We start from the raw sequence: 19,791 nt of genomic DNA, 5'->3' as shown, positions 1-19,791 counted from the left end.
AATGAACACATAATTACCATTTATAGTATAACCATCATATCATATATTTCTTTAATGTACAAAAATTAAGAAAGAGTATTTCCAATTAAATAATTATTCTCTACGCCTGTAACATTAACTTTCACAATACTTTTAGCTTGCGCTCTTGATTCAAGCTTTATTAATGCAAAATTTTCTGCTCTACCGACATTATTTTGCTCAACCAGAACACTTTGCTTAGTGTTGATCAAGGATTGACAAAAACTGCTCATAATTTCTTTATTTACTTCTCTTAAATTTTTTACTCGTTCTTTACGCACATTCTCTGGTACTTGTGGCATTCGTGCAGCAGGTGTACTTTTCCGCTCTGAATATGGAAAAGCATGTAGGTAAACTATATTTGTTTTTTTCAGTAAATCAACTGTATCCTGAAACATTTCATCAGTTTCTGTTGGAAATCCAGCAATAATATCAGCGCCAAATGCTATATTAGGCCTCAAGCTCTTCATTTTATGACAAAATTCTATCACTTGTTCTCTGTTGTGACGACGCTTCATTCTCTTTAGTATTAAATTATTACCAGATTGTAAACTCAAATGTAAATGAGGCATAAGTCTTGACTCATTAGCTATTAAATCCATTAATTCGTCGTCAACTTCAGCAACATCGATAGAGGAAAGTCTTAGCCTCTTCAACTCTGGTATATCCTTTAAAACTCTCCTAATCATTGAACCAAGTGATGGCTTACCCAACAAATCTGTACCAAAGTCAGTAATATCAACCCCTGTAAACACTACTTCTTGATATCCATTTTCTACAAAGATCCTGATTTGCTCTATAGTACTGTTTATTGGCACAGATCGATTATTCCCTCTTGCCTCAGTAATTGAACAAAATGTGCAGCTATGATTACAACCATTTTGAATTTCAATAAATGCCCTTGACTTATCTTCAAATCCATTAATTAGAACAGGTTCTACTTGGTTATCACTGACCAAGATTTTATCGTCATTTAGTAAGTAATTTTCAGCTTTTAGCTTATCTTGATTACCGAGCACTTTACTTACACCAGGAATGCTACTGTAAACTTCTGGATCCAACTGAACAGCACAACCAACTACGATAATTTCTTTATTTGGATCATTTTTGTAAATCTTACGTATCTTTTGCTTTACCTGACGTTCTGCTTCGTTTGTCACTGCACAGCTATGCACCACAACAACATTTTCTCTCTTTGCTTTTTTTAATGCTTCTTTGATTAACTCGCTCTCGTAAAAATTTAGACGACAACCAAATGTTATCACTTCATTCATGTTAGTATTTTTTGCTTTAATAGACCTAAATTATATCAAATATCCAAGCAAAGTCTCTTGCATGACTATTTTTTTGTAAATAAATGCTATGCAAGCAGCAGACACTTGTATCTTTATGATGTGAGGCATTAGAGCTAAAATACCTCACAGGGAGGGTGAAGCTGATGCGACACTAATGCCATTAAGGCCGAGTCCCAGATTTTGCTTCCCTCCCATAGAGTTAAAGACTGAACAGTATCTTTTGGAATTATATCCCGTATTACAAGGTTAGTCTAAACTCTCAGTTTATTTATAGTCTTGGAGGCAATTTTATGCAAGTAAATGCTATTTTGGGTGTGGATATTTCAAAAAAGAAATTTGATGTTTGTTTGTTAGTGGACAGTAAAAAACGACACAAAGTCTTTCAAAATAATCAAGATGGTTTTGCAAAACTTGTAGTTTGGTGCAATGGCCATGGAGCAAATCTTACTCATTTATGTCTTGAAGCAACTAGTTGGTATGGAGAAGATTTGGCTACTTTTATGCACGATTTAGGACATAATGTCAGTATAGTAAACCCAGCCCAAATCAAAGCTTTTGGCAAAAGTGAGCTGCTCAGAAATAAGACAGATAAATCAGATGCAGCTATGATAGCTAGATTTTGTATCGCCAACAAACCTGCTCTTTGGAAGCCCATTACACCTGAAATGAGGCATTTGAGGGAGCTTTACCGTTGCATGCAATCGCTAAAAGATGATAAGGTGCAACAGACAAATCGCTTGGAAAACAAAAATATGCATTCCAGTTGCAAAGAAGCTATATCTAAAGTAATTTTGGCAATAGAGGAGCAAATTATTGTTCTCGAAAAAGAAATTAATGAGCATATAAATAACTATCCACATCTAAAAAATATGGTGGAAAACCTTAAGACTATAAAAGGTATAGGATATCTTACTGCTGTTGCTGTTGTCGCAGAAATGCCATCAGTTGATAACTTTGACAATGCTAAACAATTTACAGCTTTTGCTGGTCTAAATCCAGGACATTATCAATCGGGATCGTCAGTAAGTAAGAGAAGTTGCATATGCAAAATAGGATCTGAGCGTATTCGAAAAGCTCTTTATATGCCAGCTATAGTAGTCAAAAACCATAATAATCATTTTCAAAAGTTTTGTCAGCGTCTAGCAAGTAAAGGCAAATGTCCAAAAGTCATAGTTCTTGCGTTAATGCGAAAATTAATGCATGTCTTTTTTGGTATTCTTAAAAATAATCAACCATTTAATTGTAATTTTGTTGGATAATTTGTTTGACAGCAGAGACAGTATCTGGGATCTCAACGATTTTCACTCAGACACAGTATCACTCCTTTGCTTAGAGGTTGTCCGGAAACAAGTAAAAGGCTATAATATCTGAAATTTTAGTACGGGGTAAAGATGAGAAAAAAGTATCCAACAGATCTAAGCGAAAGGGAATAGGCAAGAATAGAAAAACACTTCAGAGTATCATACAAGAAAGGAGGAAGGCCGCCAAAGTATAGCAAAAGAGAAATATTAGAAGCAATTTTCTATGTATTGCGTACAGGGTGTCAATGGCGGTATTTACCAAATGATTTTCCGCTATGGAAGACTGTGTATGAGCAGTTCAGGCAATGGAAGAAGCAGGGAATTTTTGAGAAAATGAATTATGAAATTACAAAATATAGTAGAAGAAAAATAGGAAGGAATGAGCAGCCAAGTGCCTGTATAGTAGATAGTCAATCTGTAAAGACTACAGAAAAGGGGGGATCAAAGGCTATGATGGAAGTAAAAAAGTAAAGGGTAGAAAAAGGCATATAATTACAGACACTCAGGGTTTTATACTAGGTTGTTACGTAGGCGCTGCTAACGAAAATGATAGAGATGGTATTAAAATAGCATTAAACAATATGAGAACAAAATATACTAAAGTTAAAAAAATGTGGGCTGACATGGGATACCAAGGAAGAAATTTAAAGAATCACATAAAGGAAGAATATGACATAGATATTGAAATTGTTACAAGGCCTCCATGTAGATTTTGGGTGCACAAAGATACGCCACCTGAGCTACTACCAACAAGAGAACAAGGGTTTAAAGTACAGCCAAGAAGATGGGTTGTAGAAAGGACTTTTGCTTGGGTTAATAGGAATAGAAGGCTATCGAAGGAGTATGATTTACTCACAACATCCACTGAGAATTTCATATACCTAGCTATGAGTAGGGTTATGTTAAAGAGGGAATATGCTTGAATTTACTTGTTTCCGGACAACCTCTTAAGATACAATCCGGATTGGATACTGAGTTGGTGAGTATAAAAGTATAGCTTCTACGTCATACCGCTGCGGTATCTCTTAGCCGCTAACAAGTAGCGGGATGACGATTGTCGGTGAATCTAAGTTACCTTAGCTACATTTCTAGCTGTAACTATAAATGTATGGATTTTTTATCGTGCCATGTTATAATTAACGTCTTGCTAAAAATTAAATATTGATGAATGAACTAAGAAAGTTAAGTATTACACAAATGCATGACGGGCTCAAAAAAAAGAGTTTTTCTGCCGTTGAACTCGTAGAGGCGCACATCAGTGCGGTTGAAAATGAGAAATTAAATGCATTTATAACAAAAACCCCAGAGATAGCAATGAAAGCTGCTAAAGCTGCAGATGAACATTTCTCTAGGCAAAAGGATGATTTAATCTCGCTGCTCATGGGTGTACCAGTTGGCATCAAAGATCTATTCTGTACAAAAGGAATAAAAACAACAGCATGCTCAAAAATGCTGGAAAATTTCGTTCCGACTTACGAATCTACGGTGTCTGACTTGCTTTTAAAAAGTGGAGCAGCCATGCTCGGTAAGCTTAATATGGATGAATTTGCTATGGGTTCTGCGAACACAAATAGCTATTTTGGCCCTGTTGAAAATGTGTGGATTAGAAAAAGCGATGGGGAAAAAGTTGTTCCTGGTGGATCATCTGGTGGATCTGCAGCATCGGTTGCTGGATTTTTATGCGCTGGAGCGTTAGGGAGCGACACCGGTGGATCTGTACGCCAACCAGCAGCTTATTGTGGAGTAGTTGGAATAAAGCCAACTTATGGAAGATGCTCGCGTTTTGGTATGATTGCATTTGCGAGTTCTCTGGATCAAGCAGGAGTCATTACTCGTTCTGTCTCTGATTCAGCATTAATGCTGGAAGCAATTTGTGGCTATGATACAAAAGATTCAATATCGAGCGAAAAGCCAGTGCCTAAATTTTCTAGCTTTATAAATGGTGATGTCAAGGGTAAGTGTATTGGTATACCAAAAGAGTATAGGATGGATGGAATTTCAGAGGAAATAGTTCATAATTGGGAAAGAGTTGCTTCCTATTTAAAAGAAAATGGCGCTGAAGTTGTTGACATTACTCTGCCACATACTAAATATGCAATACCAGTCTATTATTTAATCTGTTCTGCTGAAACTTCATCCAATCTTGCTCGTTACGATGGTGTGCGTTATGGATTAAGGGTTGATGCTGATACCCTTGAAGAAATGTATTCACTAACAAGAGCAGAAGGTTTTGGTAAAGAGGTGAAAAGAAGAATTTTAATTGGCGCTTATGCGCTTTCTTCAGGTCATTATAATGAATATTACGAAAAAGCGCAGTGCATTAGGGCATTAATCAGAAATGATTTTATAAAAGCGTTTGAAAAAATAGATTACATACTTGTGCCATCTGCTCCAACAGAAGCTTTTGGCTTAAATGAAAAGCCAGATCCGCTAATTATGTGCATCAATGATGTGTTTACTGTGCCGGCAAGTCTGGCAGGATTGCCTGCTATTTCTGTTCCTGTTGGGCTCTCCAATGAGGGTTTACCACTTGCCTTGCAAGTGATTGGAAATTATTATGATGAAGCTGGAATATTAAATGTGGCAAGTGTGATAGAGCAAAATTGCGGCAGAATAATTAGACCTCTTGCATAATCTATTTTTTGATAGTAATTTTTGCATTAAAATTTGCTTACGCTCCTCAACGTACTCTATGGTTCCATTTTTAGATGAATAGCAAAAACAGGGTATGTTAATCTGTTTACAAAATTTTCGTGTAACAGTTCACACTTAATTAAACAGACTGAATTCTGTAATTTTGGGATGTTGAAAAATTTACCTCACGTTGTCATTCCAGCGCATAACGCTGAAATCCAGATTTATAGAAACGAAAAAACTTGCTTGACACATTTTGCCAACCCCCTTATTACGATGTGTAGTACAATGATACAAATTAAGAATTCCCCCATCCTGTGCTGGTTCTTCGATCTGAAATCCTACTTCTACCTGATCACAACCAATGTTAATTTGTCCTATTAATGCTTTAATAATGCCGCGCTTAGTTTGCCAATCTAGCTGTTCCAGGTTCGATTTTACACTAGAATAAAAATTCTTTATGCTATTTATAATAAGACTTATTCCTTTTTCTACTGCCTTCTGATCAACTACCTTTTTTTTCTCTTCTTCTATCCCTTGTAAGCGTTCTTTCATTTTTCTCATTGTCTGTTTAAATTCTTCCTCGCTTATATATCCTTTCTCTCCTGCATTTTCTTGACTATAATAATCTTCCATTAATTTTTCGATACCTTCTTTTATTTGATTTTCTCTTCTTGCAAACTTTTTCTCTGATGATTCATCATTTTTATTTTCTAATACTCTACGTTGGTATTCCTTTTTTATCATCTCTGGGTTTTTTAGTACATCTTTCACCTTTTCCCATACTGACCTTACCCAGAAAAAGTGGAGAGAAAGAAAGGAGTTTTTTCGAGTAAAATAAAATTTTGGAGGATTAGAAATGGCAAGAGAATATACGGCAGAATTCAAATTGGAAGCTGTTAAGCTGGCAAATGAACAAAGAAAGGTAGGTCAACCAGTTGCAAAAGTAGCAAGAGATCTAGGAATAAGGGATAGTGTATTAGGAAAATGGATGAAGAAATATAACGAAAAAAAGTCAGCGGCAAATGCATTTCCAGATGTAGCACCTTATGACAAAGAGAGATTTGATTTACAGAAAGAGTTAGCAAAAGTAACAAGAGAAAGAGACATTTTAAAAAAAGCCCTGGCCAGTCAAAAAGAGTAAAATATTTTTTCATAAAAGAGCATAGTAAACACTATAAAGTGCAGGAATTATGTAGGGTTTTCTGCTAGTGGCTACTATAAGTGGACTACAAGGAAAATAAGCAGTAGAGAATCAGCAAATAAAGAGTTATTAGCAGATTTCAAAAAATATATCAAGCTTCTAAATGTAGATATGGAGCTCCTAAAATTCATGCTGAATTAAAGGCTTTGGGTAAAAGTTGCAACTTAAAAACAGTGCAAAGTATTATGCAGAAAAATGGTATTCAGGCTATATTGAGAAGAAAATTTAAAATTAAGAAACAACAAACGGACAGTAGCTCCCAATATATTAGACCAAAACTTTATTGTCGATCAACCAAATAAAGTATGGGATTATTTATATAAAAACCAAAGAAGGATGGCTATATTTGGCAACAATAATCGATCTATATTCACGCATGGTAGTTAATGAGCAGTTCAATAAATAAACAATAGGTTATGGACCCTTTATTAATGGCCGTTAACAAGCGTAAACCTGCCAAAAATCTACTATTACATAGTGATCAAGGTTCACAATATACTTTGCAAGGTTATCAATATCTCTTATCCATAAAAAACATAGATGAGTCATAAAGGTTGTTGTTACGACAATTCTGTTGTGGAAAGCTTCTTCAGTTCTCTAAAAAGGGAGTTACCAATAGACACCTCTCGGCACTCTAAACAGCATATCAAAACTGCTATATTTGAATATATAGAAATTTTTTATAACAAACAACGTCACTATTAACTATTGCATTCCTGAGCATTTTGATTCATCATTCTCTTTGTGAAAAACATTCCAAACTTTCTCTCCACTTTTTCTGGGTAAGGTCACATGTCAATGGCTCCATAAGTTCACATTCTATTCCCAAACTTTTTTTAACTAACTTTAAAATCATAGAAAATACTGTCGAAAAAGGAAGTTTTCTTGTTCGTGTAAAACTCAACACAATGGATTTTCTGAAAAGTTTTCGAGTATGTTGCATTTTTAATTTGTAAGATAAGATCTTTTCCTTTTTGCATGCCTCACCTAAAAAAGACACATTTTAAACTTTTTTGTTGCAATAAAATAGAAACAAAAGTGCTGTCCCTTGCACTCTTTGGATAATTTAATGATAAAAAATTTGGAGAGAAATTTTATACACTATCGCTGATATTTTTCCTTAAGTTGACGCCATTGCCTGAACGGATACATGACAAATCTATCGTTTATCAAATCGTCGGTAAGCCTAAAGCTATAGCCATTAAGCACGATAAAGAAAATCATTCATAATCGCTATAGCAACTAGTGTAGACACTTGACGTTCCTTGTGATTTGATAAATAGAGGTTTTTATCTGACTTCACAACAAGGGCTTCTGGATGACTTTGAAAGTGAACATTACCATGCTTATCTTCAATAGCCTCTATTACCCCCTCACTGGAAAATGCTGCAACTTTATATCCAAGTGACTCCAATTTTCTTCTATTTTCTGGTGTATTACTTACTGCTCCTGAATGAGCATCTGGAAAATATGTTGAAAACCAGCCATTTTCATTAGGTATTAGGAATTTGGCTACTACTTCTGCTAAACGACTATTTGGAACGATCTTTATCTGCTGGAGAGGTACATCCTCTTTCTGTGGATTAGGTGCTGATTTTAAATGAGATCTTCGTTTCTCTTCATCACTCACAACACTCACTACTTCAATTCCCTTTGCATTCATTATGCCTTCACATATGCCAAGCAAATGAATTACAGGGTTATCATCCACTATTTTTACAATTGCTTCAGTAACAAGCTGGCGACAAGGAGTGGGTGCTGAGTGTAAATTATCCGGAATAAATATTCTATTTATTTTGTGCTCTTTAACAAACTTTGCAACTTCAACTTTTATTCGGTCTAATGTTAGCTTCTTTGCCAATGTTTCATCTTGTTTTGCAAAGATAAGCGACTTTTCTTGGATTTCTTTTAAGTTAATTATTTTATTGTAATCAATGAGTACGGTTTTAACTCCAAAGTTATTAAACATCTCGTAGATATTTTGAGATAGCCCAAGCTCATGTGCTTCTTCCGTTTTCAACAAACCAACAACTATGTCATTATTTACTGTATTTTCTGCCGTCAAGACAGTTGACGCTGGTTCTTCTTTTCTGGTTACATGTTGAGATGCCGGTTTTTCACTAACGCCAGCATAAGTAATATTGCTTAATAATAGAACTATAATTAATAAGATATTAAATAGTTTATTATAATATTTATATACCATGACTTGCCTCCCTAATATTTATATTACGATATAGAGTATTTTATGACAAAAAGGCAAGTTCGCCAAGAAAGAGAAGGTGGCCTGAGCAGGAATCGAACCAGCGACACAAGGATTTTCAGTCCTTTGCTCTACCAACTGAGCTATCAGGCCAACTGTATACTTTTATTTTTAGATAAAAAATGTTATTATGTCTATCAAAAGTTTTTAAAGTAGTTTATAAAAATAAAGGATGAACATTAATGACAAAATAGGAATCTACCCTGGCACATTTGACCCTATAACTTTTGGGCATCTTGACATAATCAAAAGAGCGTGTAAACTGGTCGATAAATTAATAATAGGGGTTGCAGAAAACGTTAATAAGCATACTGCCTTTGACACAAAGCTACGCACAAGCATGGCTGAAAATGAAATTAAAGGACTAGGAATTGATGCAGATGTTATATCTTTTAATGGGTTGCTAGTGAAGTTTGCCAAAGAGCAGAATGCTTCTGTTATTATTAGGGGATTAAGAGCAGTATCGGATTTTGATTACGAGTTTCAAATGAGCTGGGTAAATTATAAACTTCTTCCTGAAATCGAAACCATATTTCTTCCTGCTTCTGAAGATACTCAATTTATCTCATCAAGCTTTGTAAAGGAAATAGCAAGATTAGGAGAAGATGTTAGCAAATTTGTATCAAAAGGTGTTCAAAACGAATTGATTAATCTGAATAGGATAAAAAATGGAGAATAGTGCTTGTTGTTTTTTATTTCTGAATGGGTATATTCAATATATAAAATGTTATAAGCTAAAGGAGCAGCATGTCAAAAGTGAGGGTTAATAATAGAAAAGTTTGTTGTCATGGTGATGAGAATGATGAGGGTTCCGGCCATCCATTAATATATTTAGATATGGGAGAAGAAGAGGAAATAGCCTGCCCTTATTGTGAAAAGACGTTTGTCCATGACTGCACTGTAGAAGCGGTTGGGGAGCTGACTAGGGATGAGCTCTAATGGCACTTCTGCAGACTTAGCTTATGTAAATAGCAATAAGAGGGGCAGTAAAAATGAAACTGTCCATACGGTCGAGCACTCCCCCATGGCCAGGTATCATATTTCCACTATCTTTAACACCGTAAGCTCTTTTAACAAGCGACTCAGTGAAATCGCCAAGTTGCGCTAGAATAGCAATTGCAAGGCCAATGATTGGAGAATAAAAAATTGAAAATAGACCAAAAAATATTGATCCAAAAATTGTGCACACTACTCCAGCTAAAATCGCACCAAGAAGTCCTGCCCAAGTTTTTCCAGGGCTAAGAATTGGGCAAATTTTAGCTCCACCAAAATTCTTACCAAATAGGTAGGCAGTAACGTCAATTCCCCAAATGGTTAAGACGAACCATACTAATGCGTATTTTCCTTGTGGTAGATTATATAAATATATTAATGAGGCGCTTGGTAGTGCAATCAATAATAATGCAAAAACGTATAAAATTTTATTTCCTTGGGTTAGATTATACCATTCAAAAGAAGATAAAACTGCTATTGAAAAAATCAATAGGTAAAACGATAAATCACTGAAATATGTAGCAAAGGAAAATATGAATAATATTACTATTGAGGACAACATTCTAATTATAAAATTATTATCTACCATATTTTTTCTCTCTTTTTGTATAATCTTCTAATGCTTTACTCAAATCTTGACAAGAAAAATCAGGCCATAAAGTATCACAAAAATACAATTCAGCATAAGCTGCTTGCCATAATAAAAAGTTGCTTAACCTTTTTTCGCCACCAGTGCGAATTAATAAATCCAATTTTGGCAAATCTTTAGTATATAGAAATTTTTCAAATTCCTCTTCTGATACATAAGCAATATTTTCTTTTATAATATTGCTTATAGCTTGTGTAATTTCTTGCTTTGCTCCGTAACTGACTGCCACAGTGAGTAATAAACCATCGTTCTTATGTGTCATTTCTTCTGCTTTTTTAATTTGATCCAATATTTTACTGGGTAACAGACTTAAATTGCCAATAAAATTCAACTTAATGTTACAATTGTAAATGAAATTGACTTTATCTTCATTAGTTAAAACGGAGTAAAATAAATCAAATAGACAGTCAGTTTCGTTTTTAGGTCTAAGCCAATTCTCCATAGAGAATGCATACAAAGTTAAGTAGGGTATAGTTAAGTCCGTACAATACTTGGCAATATCGTATGCAACTTCACTGCCCTTTTTATAACCATCAATTTTTACTCTTCCTTGATTGTTTGCCCATCTACCATTACCATCCATAATAATTGCTAAATGTTTCGGTAAAGATTCTTGATTCAACATTTAAATTTAACCTAATTTTGACTTGAGTGAAATTTTTTGGATTTCAATGGACACCTGGAAGGTGTCAGCTACTTGCATGACAGGAAGAGAGTTACTGTAGTGACACCAATAGTTGGTACTTGAATGCAAAATTGGTGTCATCCCAGTGCTCCGACACTGGGATCCAGGAAATTTGATTTCAAACAAGTGCATCAGATAGTTGTATAGTAAAGGCTGGATTCCAGTGTCAAACACTGGAACGACATCATTTGCTATGTAAGCTTTCTCCATATCATTTAGTGATTCAGTATATCCTTTTCTTTGATGGACAATTCACCATCAATCTTTTTTATATTATCATCAGTAATATTTTGTATTTCCTTCTTAGCACCATGAAAATCATCTTCTGAGATTTCTTTATTTTCCTTCATTTTTTCTGTTTCTTCCATAATATCTCTACGTATATTTCTAATGGCAATCCGTGCATTTTCAGCAAACTGATGCAATAATTTCACTAATTTTTCACGGGTTTCTTGTGTCAAGTCCGGAAGAGCTATACGTATGGTATTGCCCTCAACAACAGGATTTAAATTCAAGTTGGCATTTAATATAGCATTTTTCACTTCACCGACAACATTAATATCCCAAATTTTAATTGATAGAGTTTTGTTATCTATAACCGAAACACCTGCAACCTGATTTAACTTTTGATGTCCACCATAGATATTTACAACTATACCATCAAGCAACGATGCGCTAGCTCTACCAGTGCGTACGCCTTTAATATCATCATGAAAGGACTGAATAGTTTTTAGCATTCTTTCTTTTGTTTTAGCTTTTATTTCATTTAACATAAATTACCTAATGTTTACAATCTGAAACTATAGTATAAGTACCTTGACCATTAATAATATTGACTATTTTTTCTCCCTTCAAAGAAAAAACTATAATTGGAATAGAATTCTCACGAGCAAGTGAAATTGCTGATGCATCCATAACTTTTAAATCACGAGTCAATAAATCCGTGTAAGAAAGCCTATCATACATTACAGCATCCTCATTTTTTTTCGGATCAGCGGAGTATACACCATTTACTTGCGTACCCTTTAGAATAACATCACAATTCATTTCAACAGCACGTAAGGCTGCAGCTGTATCTGTAGTAAAAAATGGGTTGCCTGTGCCTGCTGCAAAAATTACCACTCTACCTTTTTCTAAATGACGAATAGCTTTCCTTCTGATGTAAGGTTCGCATACAGTGGCCATGGGTATTGCAGATAATACCCTAGAAGCTACTAAATTTTTTTCTAAAAAGTTTTGTAAAATTAAAGCATTGATTATAGTTGCAAGCATTCCAATATAATCACTGCTTGCTCTTTCACAACCACTTAAAGACGCAGATGTGCCACGAAAGATATTACCACCACCAACAACAATACATACCTGAACTCCAAGATTACAAACTTCAACTATGCCTTTAGATAACTCACCTATAGTCTCCATATCGTGACCAAATTGCTTTGATCCCATCAAAGCCTCACCAGAGATTTTAAATAACACCCTGGAATATTTTATTTCGCTTTTTTCATTTGTTGAAATAAACATTTTTTGCTATTTAATCTGCATCACCCAAAACAAGTAACTTGTAATTAGAGAGTTTAACAGCACTCAACTCGCTTGATTTTATAAAATCAGAAATCTTCATCTTATCATCCTTTATAAATTTTTGCTCCAGTAAAACAACTTCTTCATAGTACTTAGCCATTCGTCCATCTACTATTTTTTTTGCTACTTCTTCAGGTTTATTTAAGCTCCTCACTTGCTCTTCAATTATAGAACGTTCGTTGTTCAACTTCATTTGATCTAAATCATCTATAGACAAGGCTTCAGGCTTCATAGCAACTACATGCATAGCTATTTGTTTCCCAATCTCTTGTAGCTTCGCCTTATCACCAGATGATTGCAATGCAATTAAAGCACCAATCTTACCTAAGCCATGCGCATCACCATGTACGTAGCCAGCAATAACTCCATCCTTAGCTTCTAAGTAACAAAGCTTGCTTAACTCTAGCTTCTCACCAAGAACTGACGTACCATTCATAATAGCTTCCTGCACTGTGCCAATGCTTTCATACTTGGCATTTTTTAACTCATCAACGCTAGTACAGCGTTCTTGATGAGCAATTGATGCTAAATTTAAAACTAACTCTATAAATTTCTCATTCCTTGCGACAAAATCGGTTTCGCAATTGAGTTCAATCAATACACCACAATTTTCAGTCAAACACATAGCAACGAGCCCATCTGAAGCTACTCTATCAGATTTTTTGTCAGCTTTAGCAAGACCTATTGTACGTAACTTATCAACGGCTTTCTTAATGTCACCATCACATTCTTCTAATGCTTTTTTACAGTCACTTAAGCCAAGCCCTGTTCTATCACGTAATTCTCTTATATCATCTGGATTCATCTTCATTTGTTACTACCTCCCTTTCTTCTTCTTTGTAAACTTTACTACGTCTCCTTTTAGTTTGCACAATACCATCTTCTTTTTCTTGAATAAACTCATCACCCCTTATATCATCAATCTTAACTCCAGATTTTGCTAGACTAGACTCTATTCCAGCTAATATAGAGTCGGTAGCTAATTTACAATAGAGCTCTATTGATTTTCTTGAGTCATCATTTCCAGGTATTAGATAAGTAATACCATCTGGATCAGAATTAGTATCAAGTATTGCAACTATTGGAATTCCTAACTTCTTAGCCTCCTTAACCGCTATATGCTCTTTATTAGTATCAATGATGAATAAGATATCAGGAATTGCTCCCATTTCTCTAATACCGCCAAGCGCCTTATCAAGCTTTTGCTTTTTCTTTTCAATGTTTCCCAATTCTTTCTTTGTTAAAATGCTATCCTCGTCATTTAATATTTTCTCATATTGCATCAAGGTTTTTATCGAAGAAGAAACAGTGCCCCAATTAGTAAGCATACCACCAAGCCAACGATGATTCACATAATATTGACCACAACGAATCGCTTCACTTGCAATAATATCAAAAGCTTGAAACTTTGTACCAACAAATAGAATGCGACCACCTTGAAATACAACGTCATATAAAGCCTTCATGGCCACCTGTAGCAATGGTAGTGTTTTTCGCAAATCAATTATATGTATACGATTTTCTTGATGCACTCCATATATGTATGGAGCCATTTTTGCGTTCCAGCGACTAATTTTGTGACCAAAATGTACACCAGATTCAGCTAAATCACGCACAGTGACTTTAGGCAAATTTGTCATATATCATTCCTCCAAATAGTTTATCTTCCACGGCATAACCCTAATGGGACTACTTGTACAAGCCATGTGTGAAATTAAATTATCTACATAGTAATAGAAAAGACAGCAAAGCGCAAACAAAAAATATTGACAAAGGGCAACATGTTTATTAGCTTTAAAGTTGAAGCCCGAAAACGCTAAAAAGAAATTAGGGGGGTGTAGCTCAGTTGGTTAGAGCGCATGCCTGTCACGCATGAGGTCGTGAGTTCAAGTCTCATCACTCCCGCCATATTAGTTTTAGCATAACTTAGAATTCGCAGTATTATTGCCGGTATTGAGAAACGCCTTCACCAAACTTGACATGGCATGGTATTGTAATTAATACTTAAATAGGTTTGTTTTTATCATTAACAATTAGGATTAAATATGCTCATTTCTGAAGTTTTTGCAGCAGATGCAACTAGCAATACATCAAGTATCGGCGCATCTTTTGCTAGTTTTACTCCATTGATTTTAATATTTGTGGTATTTTATTTTCTCATTATTCGCCCGCAACAAAAAAAACTAAGAGAACATAGAAAGATGATAGATCAAATAAAACGTGGTGATACAGTCATTACTTCTGGTGGAATAATAGGTGAAGTTAATAAAGTTGATGAGGCAAATGCACAATTTATAATAGAAATAGCACCAAAAGTTGAGATAAAAGTTCTAAAGTCCGCTATATCTGAGGTTTTAAGCAAAGAAACTCAAAAAGTAGCAGCTAAACCAATTAAAAAGGTAAAATCGAAAGAATGATAAAAAGAATATAAATCAACCAGTAATAAAGGCAAAAATGCTTAACATGTTTAGAAAAAAGTTTGTTTGGTGATCCATTTGTGTGCGGAATATTTGGTGTAGTAAGTAGCAGTGATTCAGTAATACCAACCTTACTAACTGGGTTACAAAAATTGGAATATAGGGGATATGATTCCTCAGGTATAGCAATCATAAATAACGAAGGTAAGATAGAAGTCAAAAAATCAGAAGGTAAAGTCGAAAGGTTATGCGAAGTTGTTGATGACAGCAAGATGTCTCACAGTACAGTTGGTATAGCACATACTCGCTGGGCTACACATGGAGTCCCAGGCCTTAAAAATGCTCACCCCATTCGTACAAATAACGTTGTTGTTGCTCATAACGGCATAATTGAGAATTACAATCTGCTAAAAAAGGGCCTAGAAGAAAGGGGCATGTCATTCCATACTGACACTGACACAGAGATCATACCAAACATGCTAACCTTATATCTCGATGAAGGATTGTCGCCAGTTGATTCTCTATTTAAGTGTTTAAACAACCTACACGGCTCATTTGCCTTGGTCTTATTATTTGCAGAATATCCAGACGCCTTATTTGTTGCGAAGAGAAATTTGCCTTTAGCAATAGGCTATAACTGTAACACAGTGTTTGCTGCATCTGACTCTAATGCTTTAAGTGCATTTGTGGAAAAAATATCGCATTTGGAAGATGATGACATTGCAGTGATAAAATCTAGTGGAGTTAGTATATACAACAATGGTACACAAGTTAAACGCAGTATAGAAAATAGTAGTCCAAGTGATTTTCTAATTAGCAAAAATGGTTACCCTAGCTTCATGTTAAAAGAGATTTTTGAGCAACCGCGTGCATTAAACAAAACAATAAATCAATTTTACAAGCAATATAAAGAGGTAATATTTGCTAACAAAAAATTGTTTTCTGAGCTGAGTTACATTACTATAGTTGGATGCGGGTCATCTTATTTTGCTGGGCTAATAGCAAAGTATTGGCTGGAAAATGTCGCTCAAGTTCGAGTATATCTAGAAATCTCATCAGAATTTAGGTATAGCAACGTCAAGCTGGAAGAAGGCAGCATTGGGTTATTTATCTCTCAATCTGGCGAAACTGCAGATACCATAGAAGCGCTGCGTTATGCGAAATCACAGAAGCAAACAATCATAAGTATAACTAATACATTTAGCAGCAGCATTGAAAAGATCTCAGATATTGTGTTACATACTCTTGCTGGGCAAGAAATTGGTGTTGCTTCAACAAAAACCTTTTCTGCGCAACTTGCAACTTTAGCATGCTTTGCCGCGGAGCTTGGAAAAATAAAAGGTATACTGGGTGGAGAGAGAATAAAACAGCTAAGCAACGCTATTAACTCTATTCCCAAGTATGTTGAGCATGTTTTAAATGTGATGAAAATACAACATATATCAGGCAGCATATTAGAACACAATAACGTTATTTTAATTGGCAGAGGAAGTTCATACGGAGTTGCAATGGAAGGCGCATTGAAAATAAAAGAGCTTTCATACATCAATACCATTGGTATTGCAGCGGGAGAAATGAAGCATGGTTCTATTGCTTTAATAGACTCTACTGTGCTTGTTATAGCAATTATCCCTTATGATGATTTATTCTTTAAAACGCTATCTAATATACAAGAGATTATTGCAAGAAAAGGCAAAGTAATTGCCTTCAGTGATAAACAAGGAGCGCCATTCCTAAGGGGAGTTTGCGCAGATGTGGTGCAACTTCCAGACACTGATAACTTTATCTCTCCAATCATCTACAGTGTTGCTATGCAATTCCTTGCTTACTTTACTGCAGCAAAAAAAGGGTTAGATGCAGATTGTCCAAGAAATTTAGCTAAGTCTGTCACGGTTGAGTAGTTCATTTAAAGTTAAAGCTAAACCTCTAATTAAGGTAACCAGACTGCATTCTGTGATTTTTAGCAAAACACGATACACAATCGTCATTCCGCTACTAGTTAGCGGAATCTATGCCGAGATACCGCGAATGAATCGCGGTATGACGGTTCGCGGTGGTATGACGGTTAAGTAATTCGTCATCCCGCTGCTTGTTAGCGGGATCCAGAGATACCGCGGCGGTATGACGGTTCGCGGCGGCATAGCTATCTTCAAAAATATGGTTGAATAATTGTTAATAATAGTGTATAATTATTAATATTTTTAAGCACTTTGGCTATGGCTTTATCTAAGTTTCTCGACCCTAAGCTGGATTTGACCTTCAAAAAAATATTTGGCACTGAAAAAAATAAGAATATTCTCATACATTTTTTGAATGATATTTTAGGGTTTACTGAGATAAATACTATACAAGAAGTGGAATTCCTCAGTACTATAATGGATCCTGAAATTGCATCTGATAAACAAAGTATAGTTGATGTTCTTTGCAGGGATTCTAGTGGGGCCAGGTATGTGATTGAAATGCAGCTTACTCGCGATAAAGGCTTCGAAAAACGAGCTCAATTATATGCTGCTAAGGCTTACTCAAGGCAAGCTGATAAATCTGGTAAGTACATTGATTTAAAGAAGGTTTTCTTTATTGCTATCTCTAATTGTAATTTATTTCCTGATAAGCTTGATTATATATCCAGCCACACTATAAGAGATGAGAAAACCAATGAGCATGACTTAAAAGATTTTCAATTTGTATTTATTGAACTACCTAAATTTCCTAAGAATAAGGAAGAACAGCTAGAAAGCATAGTGGATCGTTGGTTATTTTTCTTCAAATATGCAGATGAAACTACGGAAGAAGACTTAAGGAAAATAGCAGAAAAAGCACCGATAATAAAGTTAGCCTACGATGAATTAGACAGGTTTAGCTGGAATGAAAAAGATTTAGTAGCTTATGAAGAAAGAATAATGGATCTACGCAAAGAAGAAGCCATTCTTGAATACAGACTTGATCTTGCTACTGAAAAAGGAATCCAAATTGGCGAAGAAAGAGGCATCAAAATCGGTAAAGAGGAAGGGAAAATTGAAGGGAAAATTGAAGTCGCAAAAGCAATGCTGGCTAATAATGTTGATGTTAACACTATTGTCAAATTTACTGGCCTTTCTATTAGTGAGATTGAAGAATTAAGTGTGAACAATTACTAATTAAGAACTTTAATTATCAATCATAAGTCACTGAATTTCGTTAGTAAATTTGTTGCCATTATCCATATTGCACAATTGTATATAAGATATAGTATAACAATAGTGTCCGTTCAGCTAAGAGGTTGTCCGGAAACAAGTAAAAGGCTATAATATCTGAAATTTTAGTACGGGGTAAAGATGAGAAAAAAGTATCCAACAGATCTAAGCGAAAGGGAATAGGCAAGAATAGAAAAACACTTCAGAGTATCATACAAGAAAGGAGGAAGGCCGCCAAAGTATAGCAAAAGAGAAATATTAGAAGCAATTTTCTATGTATTGCGTACAGGGTGTCAATGGCGGTATTTACCAAATGATTTTCCGCTATGGAAGACTGTGTATGAGCAGTTCAGGCAATGGAAGAAGCAGGGAATTTTTGAGAAAATGAATTATGAAATTACAAAATATAGTAGAAGAAAAATAGGAAGGAATGAGCAGCCGAGTGCCTGTATAGTAGATACTCAACCACTATCGGCTGAGAGCCGAAAGGTTGGATATAGCGCTGGAAGCGCGATGAGAAGCTAAAGCTACTCCAATCTTATACTAGATATAGAATGAGGCTGATGTGCATCTGTATGTTTATTGATGTACTCATTAATGACTTCATCTGTGATATGTCCGCTGGTAGCACTAAAGTATCCTCTTCCCCAAAAACGCTTTCCCCAGTACATTTTATTTAGCTCTGGAAATTCTTGTTGAACTTTGCGTGAAGACCTGCCTTTGGCTCTTTGAACAAAATCACTCACAGCTATATGAGGAGGTATTACTACGAATAAATGTAAATGATCTGATGATATTACTCCGTTTTCTATCTTAATCCCCATTTCTTCAGATACTTCTGCTATGATTGTTCGTATTCTCTCCTTCATAGCCTTAGTTAATACTCTGTACCGATATTTTGTAATCCAGACTATATGGTACCTATGATAAAATACAGTGTGTTTTCCTTTGTCATATTCCGTCATAACTATACTTTATAAAGTACAGTTATGACATTGACAAACTAAAGTTTCTCCACCTAGAAGGTGGAGGCTTGTACCATCTTATGGAAAGTCAATCTGTAAAGACTACAGAAAAGGGGGGATCAAAGGCTATGATGGAAGTAAAAAAGTAAAGGGTAGAAAAAGGCATATAATTACAGACACTCAGGGTTTTATACTAGGTTGTTACGTAGGCGCTGCTAACGAAAATGATAGAGATGGTATTAAAATAGCATTAAACAATATGAGAACAAAATATACTAAAGTTAAAAAAATGTGGGCTGACATGGGATACCAAGGAAGAAATTTAAAGAATCACATAAAGGAAGAATATGACATAGATATTGAAATTGTTACAAGGCCTCCATGTAGATTTTGGGTGCACAAAGATACGCCACCTGAGCTACTACCAACAAGAGAACAAGGGTTTAAAGTACAGCCAAGAAGATGGGTTGTAGAAAGGACTTTTGCTTGGGTTAATAGGAATAGAAGGCTATCGAAGGAGTATGATTTACTCACAACATCCACTGAGAATTTCATATACCTAGCTATGAGTAGGGTTATGTTAAAGAGGGAATATGCTTGAATTTACTTG

General features: G+C 35.2%; 19 protein-coding genes, 2 tRNA genes and 4 pseudogenes. 12 read left to right on the top strand and 13 right to left on the bottom strand.

The features are described from left to right. Nucleotides 1-65 precede the first annotated feature (65 nt). Nucleotides 66-1,292, bottom strand: coding sequence for a tRNA (N(6)-L-threonylcarbamoyladenosine(37)-C(2))-methylthiotransferase MtaB (gene mtaB, locus LA754_RS01865; protein ID WP_457923676.1), 1,227 nt, complete (start codon nt 1,290-1,292; stop codon nt 66-68). A gap of 311 nt (nt 1,293-1,603) precedes the next feature. Here mtaB and LA754_RS01860 point away from each other — a divergent pair, with 311 nt between their 5' ends. From LA754_RS01860 to gatA, 3 genes are all read left to right on the top strand, one after another. Then, nucleotides 1,604-2,572 (top strand): IS110 family RNA-guided transposase, encoded by a 969-nt coding sequence (locus LA754_RS01860; protein ID WP_077190114.1) that lies wholly within the window; start codon nt 1,604-1,606, stop codon nt 2,570-2,572. Between the two features lie 180 nt (nt 2,573-2,752). Further along, nucleotides 2,753-3,537 (top strand): IS5 family transposase gene (locus tag LA754_RS01855; RefSeq protein WP_238513981.1). Its coding sequence is split into 2 segments (ribosomal slippage): nt 2,753-3,074 and nt 3,074-3,537, totalling 786 coding nucleotides; the frame shifts between segments, so codons are not numbered across the junction. Between the two features lie 241 nt (nt 3,538-3,778). After that, complete coding sequence (gene gatA, locus LA754_RS01850) at nt 3,779-5,248, top strand: Asp-tRNA(Asn)/Glu-tRNA(Gln) amidotransferase subunit GatA (protein WP_457923675.1); 1,470 nt, start codon at nt 3,779-3,781, stop codon at nt 5,246-5,248. Nucleotides 5,249-5,428: 180 nt separating this feature from the next. On the opposite strand, the gene LA754_RS01845 is transcribed toward gatA, so the two are convergent. Further along, complete coding sequence (locus LA754_RS01845) at nt 5,429-6,022, bottom strand: hypothetical protein (RefSeq protein WP_231115873.1); 594 nt, start codon at nt 6,020-6,022, stop codon at nt 5,429-5,431. Nucleotides 6,023-6,107: 85 nt separating this feature from the next. Here LA754_RS01845 and LA754_RS01840 point away from each other — a divergent pair. Next, nucleotides 6,108-7,200 (top strand): annotated as a pseudogene (locus tag LA754_RS01840) (IS3 family transposase). A 24-nt stretch (nt 7,201-7,224) separates the two neighbouring features. Here the strand turns inward: LA754_RS01840 and LA754_RS01835 are convergent. The 3 genes and pseudogenes from LA754_RS01835 to LA754_RS01825 form a co-directional block, all read right to left on the bottom strand. Further along, nucleotides 7,225-7,432: pseudogene (locus tag LA754_RS01835) on the bottom strand (IS4-like element ISWosp8 family transposase); the annotation flags it as partial. A gap of 221 nt (nt 7,433-7,653) precedes the next feature. Beyond that, on the bottom strand, nt 7,654-8,517 hold the full coding sequence (locus tag LA754_RS01830) for a gamma-glutamyl-gamma-aminobutyrate hydrolase family protein (protein WP_082246099.1): 864 nt from the start codon (nt 8,515-8,517) through the stop codon (nt 7,654-7,656). Nucleotides 8,518-8,735: 218 nt separating this feature from the next. Beyond that, nucleotides 8,736-8,808 (bottom strand) — tRNA-Phe (locus tag LA754_RS01825). Nucleotides 8,809-8,887: 79 nt separating this feature from the next. Between LA754_RS01825 and coaD the strand changes: the two genes are divergently transcribed. Next, nucleotides 8,888-9,394: a pantetheine-phosphate adenylyltransferase gene (gene coaD, locus LA754_RS01820; protein WP_006279325.1), complete on the top strand. Its 507-nt coding sequence runs from the start codon at nt 8,888-8,890 to the stop codon at nt 9,392-9,394. A gap of 68 nt (nt 9,395-9,462) precedes the next feature. Then, complete coding sequence (locus LA754_RS01815) at nt 9,463-9,654, top strand: zinc-finger domain-containing protein (RefSeq protein ID WP_006279326.1); 192 nt, start codon at nt 9,463-9,465, stop codon at nt 9,652-9,654. Between the two features lie 16 nt (nt 9,655-9,670). Here LA754_RS01815 and LA754_RS01810 read toward each other — a convergent pair whose 3' ends face one another. From LA754_RS01810 to rpsB, 7 genes are read right to left on the bottom strand one after another with little or no spacing between them, the layout of a single operon-like run. After that, nucleotides 9,671-10,297, bottom strand: coding sequence for a phosphatidate cytidylyltransferase (locus tag LA754_RS01810; protein WP_077188153.1), 627 nt, complete (start codon nt 10,295-10,297; stop codon nt 9,671-9,673). Beyond that, nucleotides 10,287-10,982 carry a polyprenyl diphosphate synthase gene (gene uppS / locus LA754_RS01805; RefSeq protein WP_006279327.1) on the bottom strand — a complete coding sequence of 232 codons (696 nt, stop codon included), beginning with the start codon at nt 10,980-10,982 and terminating at the stop codon, nt 10,287-10,289. Before uppS ends, LA754_RS01810 begins: the two co-directional genes overlap by 11 nt. A 6-nt stretch (nt 10,983-10,988) precedes the next feature. Then, nucleotides 10,989-11,252 carry a hypothetical protein gene (locus LA754_RS01800; protein WP_410530062.1) on the bottom strand — a complete coding sequence of 88 codons (264 nt, stop codon included), beginning with the start codon at nt 11,250-11,252 and terminating at the stop codon, nt 10,989-10,991. Nucleotides 11,253-11,257: 5 nt separating this feature from the next. Then, nucleotides 11,258-11,815, bottom strand: a complete 558-nt coding sequence (gene frr / locus LA754_RS01795; RefSeq protein WP_006279983.1) for a ribosome recycling factor — start codon at nt 11,813-11,815, stop codon at nt 11,258-11,260. A gap of 7 nt (nt 11,816-11,822) precedes the next feature. Continuing rightward, nucleotides 11,823-12,560 (bottom strand): UMP kinase, encoded by a 738-nt coding sequence (pyrH, locus tag LA754_RS01790; RefSeq protein ID WP_410543186.1) that lies wholly within the window; start codon nt 12,558-12,560, stop codon nt 11,823-11,825. Between the two features lie 16 nt (nt 12,561-12,576). After that, nucleotides 12,577-13,437, bottom strand: coding sequence for a translation elongation factor Ts (gene tsf / locus LA754_RS01785; protein WP_006279981.1), 861 nt, complete (start codon nt 13,435-13,437; stop codon nt 12,577-12,579). Next, nucleotides 13,418-14,266 (bottom strand): 30S ribosomal protein S2, encoded by an 849-nt coding sequence (gene rpsB / locus LA754_RS01780; RefSeq protein WP_006279980.1) that lies wholly within the window; start codon nt 14,264-14,266, stop codon nt 13,418-13,420. The genes tsf and rpsB overlap by 20 nt, the downstream gene beginning before the upstream one ends. Before the next feature lie 191 nt (nt 14,267-14,457). Between rpsB and LA754_RS01775 the strand changes: the two genes are divergently transcribed. From LA754_RS01775 to LA754_RS01755, 5 genes and pseudogenes are all read left to right on the top strand, one after another. After that, nucleotides 14,458-14,534, top strand: a tRNA-Asp gene (locus LA754_RS01775). A 137-nt stretch (nt 14,535-14,671) separates the two neighbouring features. Continuing rightward, entirely contained in the window at nt 14,672-15,043 is a 372-nt protein-coding gene (gene yajC, locus LA754_RS01770) for a preprotein translocase subunit YajC (RefSeq protein ID WP_006279978.1), read from the top strand. 80 nt (nt 15,044-15,123) lie between these two features. Beyond that, complete coding sequence (glmS, locus tag LA754_RS01765; RefSeq protein WP_006279977.1) at nt 15,124-16,944, top strand: glutamine--fructose-6-phosphate transaminase (isomerizing); 1,821 nt, start codon at nt 15,124-15,126, stop codon at nt 16,942-16,944. 315 nt (nt 16,945-17,259) lie between these two features. Next, complete coding sequence (locus tag LA754_RS01760; protein WP_006279975.1) at nt 17,260-18,180, top strand: Rpn family recombination-promoting nuclease/putative transposase; 921 nt, start codon at nt 17,260-17,262, stop codon at nt 18,178-18,180. Between the two features lie 225 nt (nt 18,181-18,405). Beyond that, nucleotides 18,406-18,702, top strand: a pseudogene (locus LA754_RS01755) (transposase); the annotation flags it as partial. Between the two features lie 41 nt (nt 18,703-18,743). Here the strand turns inward: LA754_RS01755 and tnpA are convergent. Then, on the bottom strand, nt 18,744-19,181 hold the full coding sequence (gene tnpA, locus LA754_RS01750; protein ID WP_006279552.1) for an IS200/IS605 family transposase: 438 nt from the start codon (nt 19,179-19,181) through the stop codon (nt 18,744-18,746). 77 nt (nt 19,182-19,258) lie between these two features. On the opposite strand from tnpA, the pseudogene LA754_RS01745 reads away from it, so the two are divergent. Then, nucleotides 19,259-19,782 (top strand): annotated as a pseudogene (locus tag LA754_RS01745) (IS5 family transposase); the annotation flags it as partial. Nucleotides 19,783-19,791: the final 9 nt, after the last annotated feature.

This window comes from Wolbachia endosymbiont of Muscidifurax uniraptor (genome assembly GCF_054149795.1).
The sequence above is the reverse complement of the archived record's forward strand: the minus strand, read 5'-3'. Positions and strand labels throughout refer to the sequence as shown.